We start from the raw sequence: 18764 nt of genomic DNA, 5'->3' as shown, positions 1-18764 counted from the left end.
ATGGCACAAAGCGATCTGCTTCAGAAATACAGAATGTCCAGCATATTGATCAAACTCATTGTGATCAATGTGATCGTGTTCTTTGTTTTCTATTTGGGATCCTTTATTCTTAGAATCAATGAGACCGATATGAAATCGTGGTTTGCACTGCCCTTGCAAACTTGGGATTTCCTTTACAAACCTTGGACCTTCTTTTCTTATGCCTTTCTACACAGTGGGTTTTGGCACATCTTCTTCAATATGCTGATCCTCTATTGGTTTGGAAACATAGTCCTGAATCTGTTTAAAGAACGCACCCTCTTGACCCTTTATTTATTAGGTGGAGTAGCCGGAGGCGTTTTGACAGTCTTAGCATTTAATTTATTCCCTGCCTTTGATGATTTCACCGTTGGAAATCTTCAAGGGGCTTCTGCCGCAGTTTTTGCGGTGATGGTTTTTATAGCCACATATACGCCAAACGCAGAAATGCGCGTTTTTATGTTTAACATAAAGCTTTGGCAAATTGCTGCCTTCTTTGTTTTGAAGGACCTTATTGCTATGCCTGCTTCAGATAATGCTGGAGGCTTAATGGCCCATATGGGTGGTGCCATCTTTGGTTATACCTATGCCAAACAATTGGCCAAAGGCAATAATATCGGTGCTGGTTTTGAACGTTTTATGGATGCGTTGGTGAGTTATTTTACGCCGCGCAAAAAACGTCCGTTTAAAAAAGTGCATCGCAACCCCAAGGGTACGGTGCGCAGTAGTGCTACGTCCTCTGCGAGTAGTAAAGATGAGCAGCAAAAGAAGATCGATGCCATTTTGGATAAGATCGGCAAGAGTGGTTATGAGAGCTTGAGCAAGGCAGAAAAAGATTTCTTGTTCAAGTACCGGGAATAAACAAACAATAAATCCGCGATCATTGAAACTGATCGATAAAATCCTTTACGCGCTTAATGTTGTGGCAGCAATCTTGTTGACACTGTCCTTCATTACCCCATATATAGCCCCAGACAGCTTTCCGCTGCTGAGTGCGCTCTCGCTCTTGGTATCGCCTTTATTGGCTATTAATTTGGCCTTTGTGATTTATTGGTTGTTCCGATTGAAGAAGCGTATTTGGGTTTCTGCGGTCTTGTTGCTGATCGCTTATGTGCACTTCAATGCATTTTGGAAATGGGGTTCAGAATCCACACAACCATCCGCTAAACAACTCAAAGTAATGTCCTTCAATGTGGAACTCTTTGAGGCCTATCGTGAGAATCCAGACCCAAAGGTAAACGCCAAAATGCAGGCCTTAATCAAAGATCACGCCCCAGATGTACTGCTGATTCAAGAGTACTATAAAGAACATGAAAGCGCCTTTAATGCTTTTCCGCATAAATACATTCACTTTAAAAAGAACAGAAATCTCGGGCATGCCATTTTTTCCAAGCATCCCATAATTGCAAAGGGAGCTTTTGATTTTAATAAAACTGGAAACAATACCCTTTATGCAGATATCGTAGCTCAACAAGACACCTTGCGCGTCTATAACGTGCACTTGCAATCCTTTAAGATCGCTCCCAATGTTTCAGACTTGCAAGATCAGCAAGGAAATTTGATTCGCCGTCGTATAAGCCAAGCCTTTAAACTACAACAGGAGCAGGCGGCAGCTGTTTTAGAACATAGTGGTCAATCGGGTTATCCCGTTATTATGGGAGGAGATTTGAACAATACTGCCTTTAGTTATGTCTACCGTCGTTTTGCCTTGGAATATCAAGACGCATATGCGCAAAAAGGCTCGGGCCTTGGCAGTACTTTTACCTTTGATTTTTACCCCATACGGATCGATTATATCTTTGCCGACCAAAGTCTGAGCATAGACTCTTTTGAGACCTTGGGAAGGCCATTTGGAGATCACCGCCCTGTTTTAGGAACGATTGGTTGGGAGTAATTAAAGTTCCAGCTTTTCCAAATACGATATGCTCTCCGGTCCTAAGTTAAAGAGTAAATCCAAAACGCTTAAATTGTTCAAATATCCGTGTTCTACTTCATGGACCTGGTGGTAATGTGGCGTGGCAATTTCAGGAACCTTTTTAGAGCGTATCAAATGTCGATAATCTTTGATTGACTCTGTAATTTCTACATCGTATTGCTCTGTATACGTATACTCCAGAGGGATACCCAACAGTTCCGCAATGAGCTCCATGCTTTTTATGTTGTTGTCAAAAAGCGTTTCTTTTTTCTCTTGAAAGAATGGTTCTAGTTCGTCTTCATAGAACTCAAAGAAGGGAGAGCTGCGGTATCCAGCTTCCAGGCTGCGCCAATGATCGCGCTGCCAATGAAAGTTGTTTTCTATAGTTACAGTAGCTGTCTTTTGACGCTGACCGTCTTTGCTGTGCTTTACAGGAATGTTCAGCCCTAGCTTGCCGTTGCTGTGCGCAATGTATAATCGATTGCGATAGGTCTGCTTCTGATAATTATCGCAACGCTCTATCATCAGTTTTTCAGCCTTAACGATCACACTCCAAAGTGCAATATTGCCAAAGTAAGCTGGATGTATTAAAGACGTGACGCTCGGCATGATTAATTATGCCTGTTGTTTACGGCGTTTTCTAAAGAAATTGAAAATGAACCATGCAACTAACAGTCCAAGAAACGGAATGAAATAGGAAACCGGTTCACCAGAGCCACCCACGGTAGTAAAGAACCTTTTCCATCGGAATTTATTGGCCAAACCTTTAGCTTGTCCGTCAATACTCATCCAAACAAAGACTGGCTTTCCAACGACGTGGTTGAATGGTACATAACCCCAAGTACGTGAATCCTCACTGTTGTTTCGGTTGTCTCCCATCATCCAATAATAATCTTGGGCAAAGGTGTATTCCGTAATCGGGCGCTCGTTTAGAAGTACCTCTGTTGGCGTAACGCGAATGGTGTTGCTCACGCCCATCTCATAGCCTTCATAGACTTCAATGATCCGTTTGTAAAAGCCAATACTTTCTGGAGTAATGGCTACCGTAGCTCCTTTTTGAGGAATGTAAATCGGTCCAAAATGAACGTTGTTATTTGGGTGGCGCGGATCATATGGAAAGATCCCTCGAGACCATTTCCCAGCTTCTTCGTATTTACGTAAAGACTCTACCTGTAATACTTTTGCAAAGTTGCGGAACTGCTCTAAGGCAGGATCCGTTATCTGCATATAGTAGGTGTTAGGCTGTCGGTACTCTGGAATGATATCTGTAATATCAAAGCGCTTTCTGATGTAGTCAATATCGCCTTCACTTAAGGCTTCTTTGGTATAAACTACATAGCCAAACTGCAATTTAGCGCGATCCGGTAGGACGTTTTGCCGCCCATTTACCCAAACATATCCGTCTCGAACTTCAATAGAATCTCCTGGGAGTCCAACACAGCGCTTAACGTAGTTAGTCTTCTTGTCAATTGGCTTGTAGTGGAATTTACCATCATTAGGAGCACTAACAATGTTCACGGTGTCCACGGGCCAGTTAAATACTACAATGTCGTTGCGCTTGATCTTTTGAAAGCCCGGCATGCGCATATAAGGGCTTTTTAGCTGCGGACTGTATGATTTGCTATTTACCAAAGGCACGGTGTCATGAACCATTGGGAATGCAATTGGAGTCATCGGTGTGCGGGCTCCGTAATGAAACTTACTTACAAAGAGATAATCTCCAACCAATAATGTTTTTTCTAAGGATGAGGTTGGAATGGTAAAAGGCTGCATAAAGTAAGTATGCACCAAGGTGGCCGCAACTATCGCAAACAATATGGAGCTGATCCATTCTCCGGCTGAAGTAGTAGGTTGTAAGCTGCGATCTGGCAAGTGAGTAACATCCACAGAATAGTTGATGTAGTAGATGTAAAACCCGAGAGTAAGCACGCCCAGATAGGTGTCTGCATTCGAATTTCTGCCAAAGCTACGTAGTGTTTCCACCCAAAGTACGGGGAACATGATCAGATTGACAATAGGCACAAAAAGTAAAATGGTATACCACCAAGGTCGGTTGATGATCTTCATTAAGATCACTGCATTGTAGACCGGTATAGCAGCTTCCCATGCTTGTCTTCCCGCTTTTTGGTACAACTTCCAAGTACCCGCAAAATGTATGATTTGAACAATTAGGATGAATATCAAAAGTCCTTCTAAGGTCATGCGTAGCGATTTTGACTGCTAATTAGCGATAATTTTGATTCAAATATAGGGCTTTAACTCAGGTTTAATACATCCTGCATGCTAAACACGCCCTGTTTTCCAATGATCCACTTGGCGGCAACAATGGCTCCTAGAGCAAAGCCGTCTCTACTGTGGGCCTCATGACTAATGGTCAGCGTATCTACTGCTGATTGGTATTTGACATGATGCGTGCCCTTGACATCACCTTCGCGAATGGAATCGATCCATAGGTCGCCAGGATCATTGTTTTGTAACGCCCAAGCCTGTTTTTGTGAAAACTTTAATACCGCGTCTGCCAAGGTGATCGCGGTACCACTGGGTTTATCCAGTTTTTGCGTATGGTGGATTTCGGTTATGCTGGGTTCGTAGTGTGCTTGCTGTCCCATCAATTCCGCCAGTTTTTGATTAATGGCGAAAAAGATATTCACTCCCACACTAAAATTAGATGCGTATAAAAAGGCTCCTTTTTTTTCTTGACAATAGGTTTCAATTCTCGGGAGTTCTTCCAACCAGCCCGTAGTACCAGAAATCACGGGGATCCCAGATTCAAGAGCTTTTTTTATGTTGTTGTAAGCAGCTGTTGGCACTGAGAAATCAATGGCGACCTCGGCATTGTTGAAATCAGAAATAGAGGCGCTATCATTGGTGGCTATTACAATTTCATGTCCTTGGGCTGCAGCGAGACGTTCAATGGTTTGTCCCATCTTCCCATAACCGAGTAAGGCTATTTTCATCGTTGTCCAAAATTGAAACGCAGTGATAACCCATAACTCGCTTGGGTGGAGACGGGATCGATCTGCAATTGAGGTGTGAGTGAAAGATCATCGTTGATGTTGTATTGACGCAAGTGTGCATCTACATTCGCATCAACAATATTGATCAGATAAAAGGCTACAGCGACAATGAGGCTAATATCCTTGTTCTTCTGAGCCTGTCTTTGCGCATCGATCAAACGATCATTAGAAACCAAAGGCGTTTCTCCATCTCCAAAGAACTCATCATCGGTAAATCCAGCCAAACGGCGTTTAAAGGCATTTCTAAACCGATCGTACTCTTGATCCTGTTGAATCCAAAAGTAGATACCAGTACCGATTCCAGCATAAACTATAGGAATCTTCCAATACTTTTTATTGTAAGCCTGACCCAATCCCGGGAGTACCGCAGAGTAGAATGCTGCCTTAGACGGTGCCAGGGGATCGTAATCCAAAATCGTTCCTGTAGTGGCAACCACAGTATCTTGAACACGAACATCCAGTTCGTCGTCTTGAGCATGGGTTAGGGTGGTGACTATCCCAAAAAACAGAAGGAATAAATGCTTAATTCTCACCTTGAATGCGTTTGACAATACGTTCTAGATCGGCTTCAGAGTCAAAAGGAATTACGAGCTTCCCTTTTCCTTTAGCGTTCATATTGATGCTGGTCTTGGCATTTAAAAATGAACCTAGGATATCGTTTTGTTTCTTGGCAGCTGCAGGCAGCGCTTTGGTGGCTTTGACGGGTGCTGACGGATCTTTGAAAGATCTTACTAAGGCTTCGGTAGCGCGTACGGAAAGATTCTTGTCAATGATCTTTTCATAAATATCCAATTGACTTTCTGAATCGTCTATATTGATCAAAGCGCGTCCGTGACCCATGCTGATAAAACCGTCACGCATTCCAGTTTGAATGATGGGGTCCAGCTTTAGCAATCGCAGATAATTCGCAATCGTTGAGCGTTTTTTACCGACACGATCTGAGAGTGCCTCTTGAGTCAGATCGATCTCCTCAATAAGGCGTTGATAAGACAAGGCGATCTCAATAGGATCTAAGTCTTGACGTTGGATATTCTCCACCAAGGCCATTTCCAAAGACTCTTGGTCATTGGCAATGCGAATATAAGCGGGAATGGTGGTAAGGCCAATCAGTTTTGAGGCGCGAAACCTGCGCTCTCCAGAGACCAATTGGTATTTGTTAAAGGCCAGTTTGCGAACCGTGATGGGTTGAATTACACCCAACTCACGAATAGAGCTTGCCAATTCGCGCAGTTGCTCTTCATTGAAGCTCGTTCTTGGCTGGAACGGGTTGACCTCGATAAAATCGAGTTCCAACTCTACAATATTACCAACAACCTTATCGGCATTCTTGTCACCAACGGCTTTAATATCGTTTTCAGGATCTTTCAACAAAGCCGAAAGTCCGCGTCCCAATGCCTGCTTTTTAGTCGCCTTGGCCATTAATTGCTATTTTTTTCAATGAGTTCTTGAGCCAAACTTAAGTAATTATTGGCACCTTTACTACCTGCGTCATAACTAATGATGCTTTCCCCGTAGCTCGGCGCTTCACTTAAACGCACATTGCGTTGGATAATTGTCTCAAATACCATTTGATCAAAGTGCTTGCGCACTTCTTCAACAACCTGATTGCTCAAGCGTAGACGTTGGTCATACATGGTGAGCAGAAGGCCTTCTATATCAAGTTCTGCATTGTGGATCTTTTGCACACTTTTGATGGTGTTCAACAGCTTACCCAGTCCTTCTAATGCGAAGTATTCACATTGAATTGGAATGATCACAGAATCGGCAGCGGTCAAGGCATTTAAAGTCAAAAGGCCTAAGGAGGGCGCGCAATCAATAATGATATAATCATAACGATTCTTTAAATCTTCAATGGCGCGTTTGAGCATATACTCACGTGCTTCTTTGTCAACCAGTTCGATTTCAATGGCAACAAGATCGATATGCGCTGGGATTAAATCTAGATTGGGGGAATCTGTTTGGACGATAACATCGTCGGCGCCTACTGTATGCTCTAAGAGCTGGTAGGTTCCGTTTTGGACCTGAGCCACGTCAATTCCGAGGCCCGAGGTGCTGTTAGCCTGTGGATCTGCGTCGATAAGCAAAACCTTTTGCTCCAACACTCCCAGACATGCCGCCAAGTTCACAGAGGTGGTTGTCTTCCCAACACCGCCCTTTTGATTGGCTACAGCTATAATTTTACCCATAAGTAGTCTTCGTTTTGAGAATTTAAAAATACAATTATTAGCCCGTTTAGGAAAGCCTACTTGTTAACAGGAAGTGAACAGCATCGCTAAGGCGTAAAGAACTTTTCAACAGCCCTTCAGCCTTGGGTTTAGCAAGAATAAAGCAAATTTTGAGTCTTAGACTACTTTTTCTTTTTGGCGCGGATCATCATTTCTAGCATGTCCCACATTTCCTGTGGAATTTCTTCAAGCAGATTGAATTGTCCTGCACCTTTTAACCATTCTCCACCGTCAATGGTAATTACTTCTCCATTTAAATAATGTGAGAAATCTGAGGCTAGATAAGCCGCCAAATTAGCCAACTCTTGGTGGTCACCAACGCGGTTTAGTGGAACTTTTTTGGCAAGATCGAATTTCTCCTTGAGGTCACCCGGTAACAGTCGGTCCCAAGCTCCTTTCGTTGGGAAAGGCCCTGGAGCAATCGCATTAAAGCGAATGCCGTATTTGGCCCATTCTACAGCTAGAGAACGGGTCATGGCAAGTACACCTGCTTTAGCTGTAGCACTTGGTACTACGTAAGATGAACCTGTCCATGCATAGGTGGTCACAATGTTCAATACTGTTTTGTTAGTTTCTTTTTGCGCGATCCAATATTTTCCGAAGGCCAAGGTACAGTTCTTGGTTCCCTTCAAGACAATATCTATGATGGTGTCAAAGGCATTGGCAGACAAACGCTCCGTAGGGGAAATGAAGTTTCCTGCGGCATTGTTCATTAAGATATCAGGGCTACCAAAGGCTTCCACGGTCTTGGCTAGTACATTCTCAACAGCTTCATAATCGCGAACATCACAAGCAACGGGCAATACTTGCCCACCGGTCTCAGCTTCCAGTTCAGCCTTTGCAGCATCCAGTTTCTCTTGGTTTCTGGAAGTGATGACCACTTTAGCACCAAGTTCCAAAAAGTATCGGGTCATGGATTTTCCCAATCCCGATCCACCACCGGTAACTACAATTACTTTTCCTGCTAGCGCGTCGTCGCGCATCATTTTAGCTGAATAATTCATGATTTGCTGTTTTGTTCAAAGTTACGGTTTTCTCCGCAATTACTATGCATGCATAATAAAATTAATTCCCGCTGTCAGATTTCCACAAATAGGCCACACAGCGTTTCAGATCAGGGAAGTCTTCTAATTTTGGGTGATCAAAGCTCCCTTTGAATTCCATGCCGATTTGTTCCATAACCTTTATAGAACCTAAATTTTTCTCAGTGGCAAAGGCATAAACCTCCTGGAGTCCCCAAATCTTATTAGCATTTTCTAGTATTACCGCTGCGCCTTCTGACGCATATCCTTTGCGCCAATGATCAGGACTGATCCGCCAACCAATGTCTACGGAAGGGGTGAAGTCTGAATCGTAATTCTGATCCATCAGTCCAATCATTCCAATGGCTTCGGATGTTTCTAACAGATCAACTGCAAAGTAGCAGTAACCGTTTTCTCGGTAACTGTCTGCCAAGCGCTGAAAGAAGATTTGAACATGTTCTTCCGGTAAGGTATTTGGAAAATGCGCCATTACACGGGCATCTTGATTCAAAAGCCTAAAAAGCGGCAAGTCGCCTTGCGTCCAAGGGCGAAACCCGAGACGTTCTGATTTTAATACGTATTCCATGATTTAATTTACTGAGTCGATCAAGATCTCAAGCATCTCAATAGCAGCGTCGGCAATTCGTGTTCCCGGGCCATAAACTGCAACAGCACCAGCCTCAAACAAGAATTCATAATCCTGTACCGGAATGACTCCTCCTACAATGACCATAATGTCCTCACGTCCGTATTTTTTCAGCTCTTCAACGACTTGAGGTACCAATGTCTTATGCCCAGCGGCTAAAGAGGATACACCTAGAATGTGAACATCATTTTCTACGGCTTGTTTGGCAGCTTCTGCCGGTGTTTGAAACAGCGGTCCGATATCCACGTCAAAGCCAACGTCGGCATAGCCGGTAGCTACTACCTTAGCTCCACGATCGTGTCCGTCTTGGCCCATTTTTGCAATCATAATACGTGGTCTGCGACCTTCCAGTTCTGCAAACTGATCGGCCATTTCTCGCGCTTTTTCAAAAGTTGGGTCTTTCTTGATTTCTTTACTGTACACGCCGCTAAATGATCTGATTTGTGCTTTGTAGCGTCCAAAGGATACTTCCAGAGCATCGCTGATCTCTCCTAAGGTTGCTCGTTCTTTGGCTGCTTCTACAGCTAAAGCTAGTAAATTTTCTTCACCCGATTCTGCTGCTGCAGTCAATCGTTTTAAACAGGCTTCGACTGCTTCATTGTTCCGCTCGGCTTTAATGTTGCTCAATCGCTCCATTTGAGCTGCGCGTACTTTTTGGTTATCTACATCTAAAATGTGTAATGGATCCTCTTGTTCCAAGCGGTATTTATTCACGCCAACGATCACATCTTGTCCGCTGTCGATTCGCGCTTGTTTGCGAGCTGCCGCTTCTTCAATGCGAAGTTTTGGGATACCTGCTTCAATGGCTTTAGTCATGCCGCCAAGCTCTTCAACTTCTTGAATCAAGGCCCAGGCCTTTTCGGCAATATCATTGGTAAGACTTTCTACATAGTAACTTCCAGCCCAGGGGTCCACGGTTTTGGTAATGCTGGTCTCTTGCTGTAAAAAGATTTGTGTGTTTCGTGCAATACGTGCAGAAAAGTCCGTTGGCAAGGCAATGGCCTCATCGAGGGCATTGGTATGCAAAGATTGTGTGCCGCCAAAAGCGGCTGCCGCTGCCTCTACACAGGTACGCGCTACGTTGTTGAACGGATCTTGTTCCGTAAGACTCCAGCCACTGGTTTGGCTGTGTGTTCTCAGTGCCAATGATTTTGGGTTCTTCGGATTGAACTCAGAAACGATCTTTGCCCAAAGCATGCGCCCGGCGCGCATTTTAGCAATTTCCATAAAATGATTCATCCCAACGGCCCAGAAAAAGGACAATCGAGGGGCAAAACTGTCAATGTCCATGCCTGCCGCGATTCCTGTGCGGATATATTCCAAACCGTCAGCAAGGGTATAAGCCAACTCAATATCACAAGTGGCTCCAGCTTCCTGCATATGATACCCAGAAATACTGATGGAATTGAATTTAGGCATGTTTCCAGAAGTGAACTCAAAAATGTCAGAGATGATCTTCATGGAAGGTGTTGGCGGGTAGATATAGGTATTCCGCACCATAAATTCCTTCAAGATGTCATTCTGAATGGTTCCAGAGAGTTGTTCCAAGGAAACGCCCTGCTCTTGTGCTGCAACAATATAGAAGGCCATAATGGGCAGTACAGCACCATTCATGGTCATGGAGACGCTCATTTTGTCCAAGGGAATTCCGTCAAAGAGGATCTTCATATCCTCAACGCTATCAATGGCCACACCTGCTTTTCCAACATCACCAACAACGCGCTCGTGATCACTGTCGTATCCGCGGTGGGTTGGCAAATCAAAGGCTACGGATAGTCCTTTCTGACCTGCGGCCAGGTTTCTGCGGTAAAAGGCGTTGCTTTCTTCCGCAGTAGAAAAACCAGCATACTGTCTAATGGTCCAAGGACGCTGCACATACATGGTCGGGTAGGGGCCGCGTAAATTTGGCGCGATCCCAGCCGCAAAATCCAGATGCTTTAAACCAGCAGTGTCTTGTTTGGTGTAATGAGATTTTACAGTAATATCCTCAGCAGTCCCAAAGGTCTTCACCTTTTGAGGAGCAGCTTTAACGCTTTTAAGACTCAGATGCTGAACGTCTTTTCTACTCATTGCTATAGCTTAAGTGCAAATTGCGGTTTAGTAAATTTTTATAGTAGGCCTCCAAGGCAACGATCATAGCCAGTTCCGGGTCGTCTACCGTATTCACTGCACGTTTTCTCAAAGGCGGAGATAATAAACGCGCCTCAATAGCATCCGCAGCAATTAAAGACTGAAGGATCTCTCTAATTTCTTGATCCTCAATTTTAGTTACCAAACAGGCAACAAACTCGCCTTTATAGTTCACTTGGTATTGATCATCTTTGATCACCCAAAGTTCGTCTTGCTCACTTAAAACTTTTGCTACAGTCTGTGAGTGCTCATCCATGATATCCACAAAAGGAGCGGTGTTATTAATTCCTGAATACATAAACTGAGCGTAACCGTTTTCCTTGTAAACTGGAGTGGTTGGACTGTAATTTCTAAAATTGTAATGCTCAGAAATAGCAAATTCAAAGGCGTAAAGCGCTTCATGCATCAGCTTGAGGTTTGCTCCACTACAGGTTACCGGTTGCGGCTGATCTGCGTAGCGATATTCCATAGGCTCCTGACAACCTATCAAAAACAAACTCAATAAGGCAATTAGCCCGAAATTCTTACTCATTGTCCAAACGATTTTTTTCATGACTTTCTGCAATTCTTTTGATGATCAAAGGTTCGATAACTGTTTTACGTGCTTCTTGTTTTAAAAAGGGGTAGAGTTCCAAGGTTTGACTCACTTTTTCTTCCCCATTCGGATACAGGTTGGTTCCTAAAAGAGCCTTGGCTCCAGAATCAAATGCGTCTTGCGCATTTTGCGCCTGCTCTCTGATCTTTCTTTGTATGGTCCCGGCAAATAAGGCTTTGACAAAACCTCCAGAAGCTTCAATTTGTTTGAAAAGTTCCAATGCCTTTTCTGCCAACTGCTGACTTAGATCTTCTATATAATAAGCACCATCTGCAGCATTGGTCACCTGATCAAAGTAACTTTCGTGCTTTAATATCAGGAGTTGATTTCTAGAAATGCGTTCTCCAAACTCATTGCTTTTATGGTACACCGCATCGTAGGGTAAGTTGCAAACAGCATCTACGCCTCCTAAGACAGCGCTCATGCATTCGGTAGTAGTTCTGAGCATGTTCACATTGGGATCGTAAATTGTCTTGTTTCTGCTTGATGGACGTGCCAAATGAGTGTCGTTCAAGGCAATGTTGTACAAATCACTTAAAGTGTCGAGCAGCTGTCTAAAAGCTCTAAACTTGGCAATCTCCATAAAATAGTTTGCACCAATAGACCAGCGGTAGTTGATGGCCAAGTCATCCTTTAAAAGTCCAGACTGTTCTAAGTAATTCAAGTATTCGTTGGTGTGGGCTAGGGCATAGGCCAATTCTTGCACCGCATTAACACCAGCATTTCCATAATGGCTGGCCGTTATGCATAAAGCGGAACTTGACGTTATCTTCAAAGCAGCTTCCATTAATTGATGATCTGCTTCCTTTTCAGTTCCCCAATTACCAGTTTTGACCAAGTTTCCTATGATGTCGATCCCTAAATGAAAACTAGCACCGCTCGCGGCAGCAGCTGCAGCGAATTTTTCAAAGAAATCGGCATCTTGTGAGTTGAAATCACAATAGATCGTGATTCCTTCTAAGGACAAACCTTCAAACAAAGCTTCAGGATCAAAAGCTTCTGCAGCCTCTAATAAAACGGCTTCCGCGCCACCTTGAATACTTTTTAAGATTAAGCCGCGAGCTATTCGTGTATCGTGAACAAAAACGGCTTGGGTCACTGACCATTGCTCCGGATATCTCAAACCAGAAACTGCCTCTGGGGTAGTCTCTGAATTGTAAAAAGGCTTAATGGTGATGCCTTCTGGAGTCTGCGTTAGCAAGGTGTCGTTGTAATCAGCGCCTCTTAAGCCAGCCTGAATACTCTGCTTCCATTGTTTGGCGGATATGCCTTGGAACTGCTCAAATAACTTATCGCTCATGGTTTTTGATCGGTGCTGTCTTCGTGAGTGATTATAAAAATATCTTCGTTCTCTTTTTTCAAATAGTAGGCTTCTCGGCCATATTTTTCAAGCTCGTTGGTGTCTTGGAGTTTTTCCAGCTGTTTTTTATCGTCTTGAATGTCTTGCTGATACTTCTCCGTAGTTCCTTCCAAAGTTTCAATCTCTTCATTGAGCTCTTGATGAATGAAGAAGTTATTAGAATCGAAAGCGAGCATCCAAACCGCAAAGATCAAAGCGATCAACACATATTTGTTGGTCAACCATTTAAACCATTTGCTTGAGGTGATATGCTCGAACCTTTTTTTCATGAAGACAATCGCTCACTAATTATGGTTCTAACGATATCTACGGCAACCGTATTATAACGATGCGTAGGTATAATCATGTCCGCATGCGCCTTGCTGGGTTCTATGAACTGCTGATGCATCGGTTTGAGCGTAGTCTGATATCGCTCCAAAACCTCATTGAGATCTCTTCCGCGTTCACAGATATCGCGCTTCAAACGGCGAATCAAACGTTCGTCAGAATCTGTATCTACAAAGATCTTAATATCAAAGAGGTCCCGCAATTCTGGTTGAGAAAGTACCAAAATCCCTTCTACAATGATCACGGGCATGGGTGCAATCGCAACAGTTTCTCCAGTGCGGTTGTGCTCTTTGAACGAGTAGACCGGTTGGGCAATGGGTTGCCCGGATTTTAAAGCCTTTACGTGCTCAATCAATAAAGGGAAATCAATAGAATTGGGGTGATCAAAGTTGATCTTTACCCGTTGCTCATAAGTGAGATCGCTGGTGTCTTTATAATAGGAATCCTGAGTAATAACGGCCAATTCCGCCGCTGGTAGTTCCTCAACAATTTGATTGACTACAGTGGTTTTTCCGCTTCCAGTTCCTCCGGCAATGCCAATAATCAACATGCGTGTTAATGTTTATGCAAAAGTAGGACTTTTGGCGATTTTATTCTCTTGAAACAGGGCTGTTTCTAGGCTTATTTTGTCACTGCTTTGACTTCGTCAACGGTAACCATTTTGTCTTGTTTGTTGCTCCAAGAGTTCATGACGTAGTTGAGTACATCGGCTACTTCTTGATCACTGAGTCCTAATGGAGCCATAACGCCATTATAGGTTTCTCCGTTCACTACAATTTCTCCTTGTTGTCCGTATTTAACACTGTGGATACTTTCTGCGCGTTTTTCGGTAAGCCAGTTGGATCCATCCAACGGCGGAAATGCTCCCTTAACACCTTGACCGTTACCCATATGGCAAGCTACACAAAGACTGGTATATACCGCTTCTCCGCGTTCCATACTCGCTTTGAGGTCTGCTTTGCTCGCAGAGGTTTTCTGACCGCCCAATTTTACACCAGAACCTTGGTCACTTTCTTCTTTTTGTTCGGATTTACAAGCGATTAAAGTGGCAAACACTGTGGCGATGAGCAATAATTTTTTCATGTTGATTGAGTTAATTGATGTTTAATTGGGTAGTAATCGTACAATTCCCTGGCCTTCCAGAGCGATGTAAATATAACCATTTGGCCCGATTCTAACATTACGAACACGACCAATTCCGTCTGCGATCTTTTCCCGGCCAATAACACGATCTCCATCCAATTTAAGCAGTTCTACATAGTTGAATTTCAAGCTGCCTACCAAGAGATCGTTTTTCCACTGCGGAAACTTATCTCCAGTGACAAAGGCCATTCCACAAGGCGCGATGGAAGGAACCCAATAATGAAGGGGAGCTTCCATACCTTCTTGCTCGGTCTTATCTGTAAAGGAGGTTCCGCTGTAGTTCACCCCGTAAGAGATCACAGGCCAACCATAATTTGCTCCTTTTTTAATGATGTTGACTTCATCTCCTCCTTTCGGGCCATGCTCATGGGTCCAAATGTCTCCGGTTACTGGGTGAACGTCCATGCCTTGAGGGTTTCTGTGTCCATAAGAAAAAATAGCTTCCTTGGCTCCAGCAACGCCAACAAAAGGATTATCGTCTGGAATACGGCCGTCATCGTATAAACGATAGATCTTGCCGTTGTCTCTTTTAATGTCCTGCGGATTCACATCGCGATTTCCTCGATCTCCAACACTGAAGTATACAAAGCCCTCAGCGTCAAAGGCAATACGAGATCCAAAGTGCTGCCCCTTTGTAGAATTGGGCATCGCTTTGTAAAGAGATTCTATGTTTGTTAGCTTATTTCCGTCGAGCTTGGCGCGGATCAGTTTGGTGTTTCCGCCATCACCACCGCCTTCTCTGGAGGCATGAGTAAAATAGATCCAGCCGTTATTGGCGTAGTCTGGGTGGAGAGCCACATCTAAAAATCCGCCTTGACCTCGAACATAGATGTCCGGAAGATTCTCAATAAAGATCTTTTGTCCGTTTTTAAAGTGAATGAGTTCTCCGCCCTTCTCCGTAATGAGCATGGAACCGTCCGGCATCCAGGTCATGCCCCAAGGATTGGAGAGTTCAGGAACTACCGTTTCAATGCGGTAAGTACTGGAATTACCGTTGTCTAAGGCCAAGGTGTTCTCTTGATTCTGAGATTCTGAGCGGCAGCTAAAAAGTAGCGCTGCACTGAGCACCAATACTACAAAACGCATGGGTTTAATTTTATTCTAATTTACAAATTCTAGAGCAGCCAATCAATAGCTCTCAAACCAGTCAAAGGTATCGTTGATTATACGGTCCTTATTGCTGTTGACGTAGTCGAGATAAGCCTGAGCAACAGGCGATAGTTTTTTGGCGGATCGCCAAACCAGATTCCAATTGGTCTTTACCGGTAGTCCTTTGTAGGGAATGATCTGCAGATCGCCATTGCTCAAATCATTCTTGATCCCGATGAGCGGCATAATGGAGTAACCAATACCCGAGATCACCGCCTGTTTGAGCGCTTCATTGGACTGCAAGCTAAATTTCTTATATGTAGGGAGTTTGTTTTTGCTGATGAATTCCTCCATGGCGGCGCGTGTAGCTGAGCCCTTTTCTCGGTAAATCAAAGGCAGTTCGGTAAGAACCTTTTTTCCGCTCGGTCTACCGTCGTTTTCGTAGCGTTTTCCGCCAACTAGGAATAATTTGTTTTGCATGAGTTCCACGCGTTCCAGTTTGATCTGGTCTGGAATTACAGAAACCATCGCAAAATCCACTTCATTGTTTTCTAAACTGTCTACTACCGTGGCCTTATTAGTCACATTCATAATCAGATCAACCGCCGGGTTTTGCTGCATGAATTCAGAGAGAAAATACGGCATCAAATACTTAGCAGTAGAAACAATTGAGATCTTCAACTTACCCGAGATCTGTCCTTGAAAGGCCTGGCTCTTGTAATTGATCTGCTCCACTTGTTCCAAAATAGTCTGCGCTGCTTCTGCAATTTCATGGCCAAAATCAGTCACATAAAGTTGGCGCCCTACAATTTCTGTTAGGGGAATTGAGAACTGATCCTGAAATTTTTTAAGCTGAATACTCACCGCTGGCTGGGTTAAATAGAGTGCCTCGGATGCCTTGGTAATGCTCTTTAATTCAGCAATCTTCAAGAAAATCTGCAGTTGATGCAAAGTGTAATTCATAACAATGATTTATGTAAAGCATTATAAAGATAAATAAAAATATATAATTATTTCACAGGATATTTGCAGCAAAATAAAATGAAAAAGTCATGAATAACCTCTTAATGCCTTCTAATCAAAGTGTTAGAGTAAGCATGTTAAAAGACAAGTCAAAAAGACTGTGGGCAATGCTAAAAAAGCAAATGCCAATTGTTTGCGGATTGATCGGCTTTGGTTTTTTGCTCAATGCTTCTGCGGCAACAGGAGGACTTTTTATGACCGAATTACTCACTGTAGGCTTCATTTTGAGTTGTGTAATGATCATTGCACAGACAGAACGTCAAAGCTTTCGCGCAGAACTGCGCGCCATCAATAAAAATTCAAGAAAATAAATCAGAAACTATGGAAACTCTAACGCCGGTATTACAAAAATTTAGACTCATTGACGGAACATTCTCTGCTCAAGAGGCTCAAGATCTTATCAACGCTTTGCTTAATGAAAAGATCAACTTCCACAAACTGCAACGCCTTACGGCTTGTGAAGGAGACCTATGCGCAGACACGCGTTTTCCTGACGGACGCATCCAAGAATTGGAGGCAGAAAAGCGCAACGCTCGTGAATTCATCAATCTTAAAGAGTCAACACAAAAACGATTCCGTATCAACGGTACAATCGAACTAGAATTAATTGAGGATTAATCTTAAGAGTTAGCCACACAGAGATTATGGACTTGCATCTGCTGATCGACAATCTAACCAATCCCGCGCTTTTATTTTTCTTTCTAGGGATCATTGCAGTACAACTTAAAAGCGATTTGGCCATACCGTCGAACTCCGCAAAATTCATATCACTCTATTTGTTATTCTCAATAGGGTTTAAGGGTGGACAAGAGCTCTCACACAGTGATTGGAGTGCTGAAATAGGATACTCCCTCTTGTTTGGTGTTGTTCTTGCCACCGTTATTCCGCTAATCGCATTTTTCATATTAAGACAGCGTTTTGATGTTTCAAATTCAGGAGCAATTGCTGCCTCCTACGGCTCGGTAAGTGCTGTGACCTTTGTAACGGCCATTTCTTTTTTAGAGATGGAACACATTGCATTTGGTGGGCATATGGTGGCAGTGATGGCCCTGATGGAAGCGCCGTCTATAGTAGTGGGTGTTTTACTGATTGCTCTCTTTAGCGCCGCACGTGGAAAACCCAAGGTAGGTGAGCATGTCAAGCATGCGGTAACCAACGGATCGGTACTGCTTATTATGGGAAGCTTGATCATAGGGCTTTTGGCCAGTGACGAGCAGGCTCAGGGAATCAAACCCTTCACCACAGACATTTTTAAAGGGTTTCTAGCGGTATTCTTACTGGACATGGGGATCACCTCTGGGAAAAAGCTTAAAAGCTTCTTGAAAAAAGGAAAGTTTGCTGTGCTCTTTTCAATTGTTGTTCCAATTGTCAATGGATTGACTGCGGCCTATATAAGTTCGCTATTTACAGACAATATTGGAAATCAGTTCCTGTTCAGTATTCTTGCAGGTAGTGCTTCTTATATTGCGGTACCAGCGGCTATGCAACTGGCAGCACCAAAGGCAAATCCGAGTTTGTATTTGCCCATGGCCTTAGGAGTGACCTTTCCGTTCAATATTACTTTGGGGATGCCTTTGTATCTCATTTTTATAACCTGGATAAACTAAATAATCAAGCCTTCAAGTGACCACGGCTGCATTAGCCGTGGTTTTTTGTTTAGACCGATTTCTTTCAAGTCGGGACCAAGAAATTTCTATCTTTAAAAGAAAAACTTGCTACCCTTTTGGTACTGCATCGTGTAAAATCTAGAAAACTCCGTATTGTACTGCTCTATATTACGAGCCTTGTATTGTTTGGAGTCTTTTGGGTTTTTGATCGATACAAGCCAATTATCGATGTAAAAATAGAAGCCATTGAACGCAAATATGCGTTCATACCTTATGAGCTTTATTATGAGTTCGCCGTATTGAAATACGCAATATTGGCTGTAGCCATTTTGATACCGATAATGGTCACCACAATGCTAGTGATACAACGCAGGTAGTAAGAGAAAAGATACTATGACAAGGAAACTCTTCTTGCTTTTGGGATTTTTTACGACTATAGGCCTGGCACAAACCCAGCAGAACGCATTTTATGGCACCTTTTCGGTGAACCTTGGTAACTATTTTGGTGTTGATGCGGAACTCGACTATATCTTAAATGAAAAATACTCTTTTAGATTTGGGGTATTCTGGCAATATTAGAAAACCTGTTTCAGAACCTGATGATTACAGTACTGGCTTGACTGGCGCCTTGCTTCTGGGCTTGACCA

At 43.3% G+C, this 18764-nt stretch carries 22 protein-coding genes; 6 read left to right on the top strand and 16 right to left on the bottom strand.

Features of this window, described 5'->3' with window-relative positions:
• Both ACSLP7_RS01235 and ACSLP7_RS01230 read left to right on the top strand, forming a co-directional pair.
• Complete coding sequence (locus ACSLP7_RS01235; RefSeq protein ID WP_435577622.1) at window positions 1-879, top strand: rhomboid family intramembrane serine protease; 879 nt, start codon at window positions 1-3, stop codon at window positions 877-879.
• A gap of 22 nt (window positions 880-901) precedes the next feature.
• Window positions 902-1912 (top strand): endonuclease/exonuclease/phosphatase family protein, encoded by a 1011-nt coding sequence (locus ACSLP7_RS01230; protein WP_435577621.1) that lies wholly within the window; start codon window positions 902-904, stop codon window positions 1910-1912.
• Here ACSLP7_RS01230 and ACSLP7_RS01225 read toward each other — a convergent pair whose 3' ends face one another.
• The 16 genes from ACSLP7_RS01225 to ACSLP7_RS01150 all read right to left on the bottom strand — a co-directional run bounded on the left by ACSLP7_RS01225 (window position 1913) and on the right by ACSLP7_RS01150 (window position 16450).
• Window positions 1913-2542, bottom strand: coding sequence for a WbqC family protein (locus ACSLP7_RS01225; RefSeq protein WP_435577620.1), 630 nt, complete (start codon window positions 2540-2542; stop codon window positions 1913-1915). It abuts the gene before it with no gap.
• A 6-nt stretch (window positions 2543-2548) separates the two neighbouring features.
• Window positions 2549-4135: a signal peptidase I gene (gene lepB / locus ACSLP7_RS01220; protein ID WP_435577619.1), complete on the bottom strand. Its 1587-nt coding sequence runs from the start codon at window positions 4133-4135 to the stop codon at window positions 2549-2551.
• A gap of 53 nt (window positions 4136-4188) precedes the next feature.
• Window positions 4189-4890, bottom strand: coding sequence for a 4-hydroxy-tetrahydrodipicolinate reductase (gene dapB, locus ACSLP7_RS01215; RefSeq protein WP_435577618.1), 702 nt, complete (start codon window positions 4888-4890; stop codon window positions 4189-4191).
• Entirely contained in the window at window positions 4887-5483 is a 597-nt protein-coding gene (locus ACSLP7_RS01210) for a DUF5683 domain-containing protein (RefSeq protein ID WP_435577617.1), read from the bottom strand. The genes dapB and ACSLP7_RS01210 overlap by 4 nt, the downstream gene beginning before the upstream one ends.
• Entirely contained in the window at window positions 5473-6369 is an 897-nt protein-coding gene (locus ACSLP7_RS01205; RefSeq protein WP_435577616.1) for a ParB/RepB/Spo0J family partition protein, read from the bottom strand. Before ACSLP7_RS01205 ends, ACSLP7_RS01210 begins: the two co-directional genes overlap by 11 nt.
• Entirely contained in the window at window positions 6369-7136 is a 768-nt protein-coding gene (locus ACSLP7_RS01200) for a ParA family protein (RefSeq protein ID WP_291185976.1), read from the bottom strand. The genes ACSLP7_RS01205 and ACSLP7_RS01200 overlap by 1 nt, the downstream gene beginning before the upstream one ends.
• A 161-nt stretch (window positions 7137-7297) precedes the next feature.
• Window positions 7298-8179: an SDR family oxidoreductase gene (locus ACSLP7_RS01195; RefSeq protein ID WP_435577615.1), complete on the bottom strand. Its 882-nt coding sequence runs from the start codon at window positions 8177-8179 to the stop codon at window positions 7298-7300.
• Window positions 8180-8240: 61 nt separating this feature from the next.
• Window positions 8241-8783, bottom strand: a complete 543-nt coding sequence (locus ACSLP7_RS01190; RefSeq protein ID WP_435577614.1) for a GNAT family N-acetyltransferase — start codon at window positions 8781-8783, stop codon at window positions 8241-8243.
• 3 nt (window positions 8784-8786) lie between these two features.
• On the bottom strand, window positions 8787-10913 hold the full coding sequence (gene scpA, locus ACSLP7_RS01185; RefSeq protein ID WP_435577613.1) for a methylmalonyl-CoA mutase: 2127 nt from the start codon (window positions 10911-10913) through the stop codon (window positions 8787-8789).
• Complete coding sequence (locus ACSLP7_RS01180; RefSeq protein ID WP_435577612.1) at window positions 10906-11505, bottom strand: hypothetical protein; 600 nt, start codon at window positions 11503-11505, stop codon at window positions 10906-10908. Before ACSLP7_RS01180 ends, scpA begins: the two co-directional genes overlap by 8 nt.
• Window positions 11498-12868, bottom strand: a complete 1371-nt coding sequence (locus tag ACSLP7_RS01175) for a methylmalonyl-CoA mutase subunit beta (protein ID WP_435577611.1) — start codon at window positions 12866-12868, stop codon at window positions 11498-11500. Before ACSLP7_RS01175 ends, ACSLP7_RS01180 begins: the two co-directional genes overlap by 8 nt.
• Window positions 12865-13197 carry an FtsB family cell division protein gene (locus ACSLP7_RS01170; protein WP_435577610.1) on the bottom strand — a complete coding sequence of 111 codons (333 nt, stop codon included), beginning with the start codon at window positions 13195-13197 and terminating at the stop codon, window positions 12865-12867. Before ACSLP7_RS01170 ends, ACSLP7_RS01175 begins: the two co-directional genes overlap by 4 nt.
• A complete protein-coding gene (gene udk, locus ACSLP7_RS01165) occupies window positions 13194-13805 on the bottom strand; it encodes a uridine kinase (RefSeq protein WP_435577609.1) in 612 nt (203 codons plus the stop codon). The genes ACSLP7_RS01170 and udk overlap by 4 nt, the downstream gene beginning before the upstream one ends.
• A 71-nt stretch (window positions 13806-13876) precedes the next feature.
• Window positions 13877-14338 (bottom strand): c-type cytochrome, encoded by a 462-nt coding sequence (locus ACSLP7_RS01160; RefSeq protein WP_435577608.1) that lies wholly within the window; start codon window positions 14336-14338, stop codon window positions 13877-13879.
• A 21-nt stretch (window positions 14339-14359) separates the two neighbouring features.
• Window positions 14360-15484: a PQQ-dependent sugar dehydrogenase gene (locus ACSLP7_RS01155; protein WP_435577607.1), complete on the bottom strand. Its 1125-nt coding sequence runs from the start codon at window positions 15482-15484 to the stop codon at window positions 14360-14362.
• Window positions 15485-15526: 42 nt separating this feature from the next.
• Window positions 15527-16450, bottom strand: a complete 924-nt coding sequence (locus tag ACSLP7_RS01150) for a LysR substrate-binding domain-containing protein (protein WP_435577606.1) — start codon at window positions 16448-16450, stop codon at window positions 15527-15529.
• A gap of 89 nt (window positions 16451-16539) precedes the next feature.
• Here ACSLP7_RS01150 and ACSLP7_RS01145 point away from each other — a divergent pair, with 89 nt between their 5' ends.
• The 4 genes from ACSLP7_RS01145 (at window position 16540) to ACSLP7_RS01130 (ending at window position 18494) form a co-directional block, all read left to right on the top strand.
• A complete protein-coding gene (locus ACSLP7_RS01145; RefSeq protein WP_435577605.1) occupies window positions 16540-16821 on the top strand; it encodes a hypothetical protein in 282 nt (93 codons plus the stop codon).
• Window positions 16822-16831: 10 nt separating this feature from the next.
• Entirely contained in the window at window positions 16832-17128 is a 297-nt protein-coding gene (locus ACSLP7_RS01140) for a hypothetical protein (protein WP_272833183.1), read from the top strand.
• Between the two features lie 26 nt (window positions 17129-17154).
• A complete protein-coding gene (locus tag ACSLP7_RS01135; protein ID WP_435577604.1) occupies window positions 17155-18117 on the top strand; it encodes a sodium-dependent bicarbonate transport family permease in 963 nt (320 codons plus the stop codon).
• Between the two features lie 116 nt (window positions 18118-18233).
• The gene (locus ACSLP7_RS01130; RefSeq protein ID WP_435577603.1) at window positions 18234-18494 is read left to right on the top strand and encodes a hypothetical protein; all 261 of its coding nucleotides are present in this window, start codon (window positions 18234-18236) and stop codon (window positions 18492-18494) included.
• Window positions 18495-18764 lie beyond the last annotated feature (270 nt).

Source organism: Gilvibacter sp. (assembly GCF_965601605.1).
Lineage (GTDB): Bacteria > Bacteroidota > Bacteroidia > Flavobacteriales > Flavobacteriaceae > Gilvibacter.
This window is presented reverse-complemented; position numbering and strand designations above follow the sequence as displayed.

What these genes read in the sequence shown, in the direction of transcription:
- ACSLP7_RS01235 (WP_435577622.1), top strand. Translation starts at nt 1, where the DNA reads ATGGCACAAAGCGATCTGCTTCAGAAATACAGAATGTCCAGCATATTG.
- ACSLP7_RS01225 (WP_435577620.1), bottom strand. Translation starts at nt 2,542, where the DNA reads ATGCCGAGCGTCACGTCTTTAATACATCCAGCTTACTTTGGCAATATT.
- lepB (WP_435577619.1), bottom strand. Translation starts at nt 4,135, where the DNA reads ATGACCTTAGAAGGACTTTTGATATTCATCCTAATTGTTCAAATCATA.
- dapB (WP_435577618.1), bottom strand. Translation starts at nt 4,890, where the DNA reads ATGAAAATAGCCTTACTCGGTTATGGGAAGATGGGACAAACCATTGAA.
- ACSLP7_RS01205 (WP_435577616.1), bottom strand. Translation starts at nt 6,369, where the DNA reads ATGGCCAAGGCGACTAAAAAGCAGGCATTGGGACGCGGACTTTCGGCT.
- ACSLP7_RS01200 (WP_291185976.1), bottom strand. Translation starts at nt 7,136, where the DNA reads ATGGGTAAAATTATAGCTGTAGCCAATCAAAAGGGCGGTGTTGGGAAG.
- ACSLP7_RS01195 (WP_435577615.1), bottom strand. Translation starts at nt 8,179, where the DNA reads ATGAATTATTCAGCTAAAATGATGCGCGACGACGCGCTAGCAGGAAAA.
- ACSLP7_RS01190 (WP_435577614.1), bottom strand. Translation starts at nt 8,783, where the DNA reads ATGGAATACGTATTAAAATCAGAACGTCTCGGGTTTCGCCCTTGGACG.
- scpA (WP_435577613.1), bottom strand. Translation starts at nt 10,913, where the DNA reads ATGAGTAGAAAAGACGTTCAGCATCTGAGTCTTAAAAGCGTTAAAGCT.
- ACSLP7_RS01180 (WP_435577612.1), bottom strand. Translation starts at nt 11,505, where the DNA reads ATGAGTAAGAATTTCGGGCTAATTGCCTTATTGAGTTTGTTTTTGATA.
- ACSLP7_RS01175 (WP_435577611.1), bottom strand. Translation starts at nt 12,868, where the DNA reads ATGAGCGATAAGTTATTTGAGCAGTTCCAAGGCATATCCGCCAAACAA.
- ACSLP7_RS01170 (WP_435577610.1), bottom strand. Translation starts at nt 13,197, where the DNA reads ATGAAAAAAAGGTTCGAGCATATCACCTCAAGCAAATGGTTTAAATGG.
- udk (WP_435577609.1), bottom strand. Translation starts at nt 13,805, where the DNA reads ATGTTGATTATTGGCATTGCCGGAGGAACTGGAAGCGGAAAAACCACT.
- ACSLP7_RS01160 (WP_435577608.1), bottom strand. Translation starts at nt 14,338, where the DNA reads ATGAAAAAATTATTGCTCATCGCCACAGTGTTTGCCACTTTAATCGCT.
- ACSLP7_RS01155 (WP_435577607.1), bottom strand. Translation starts at nt 15,484, where the DNA reads ATGCGTTTTGTAGTATTGGTGCTCAGTGCAGCGCTACTTTTTAGCTGC.
- ACSLP7_RS01150 (WP_435577606.1), bottom strand. Translation starts at nt 16,450, where the DNA reads ATGAATTACACTTTGCATCAACTGCAGATTTTCTTGAAGATTGCTGAA.
- ACSLP7_RS01145 (WP_435577605.1), top strand. Translation starts at nt 16,540, where the DNA reads ATGAATAACCTCTTAATGCCTTCTAATCAAAGTGTTAGAGTAAGCATG.
- ACSLP7_RS01140 (WP_272833183.1), top strand. Translation starts at nt 16,832, where the DNA reads ATGGAAACTCTAACGCCGGTATTACAAAAATTTAGACTCATTGACGGA.
- ACSLP7_RS01135 (WP_435577604.1), top strand. Translation starts at nt 17,155, where the DNA reads ATGGACTTGCATCTGCTGATCGACAATCTAACCAATCCCGCGCTTTTA.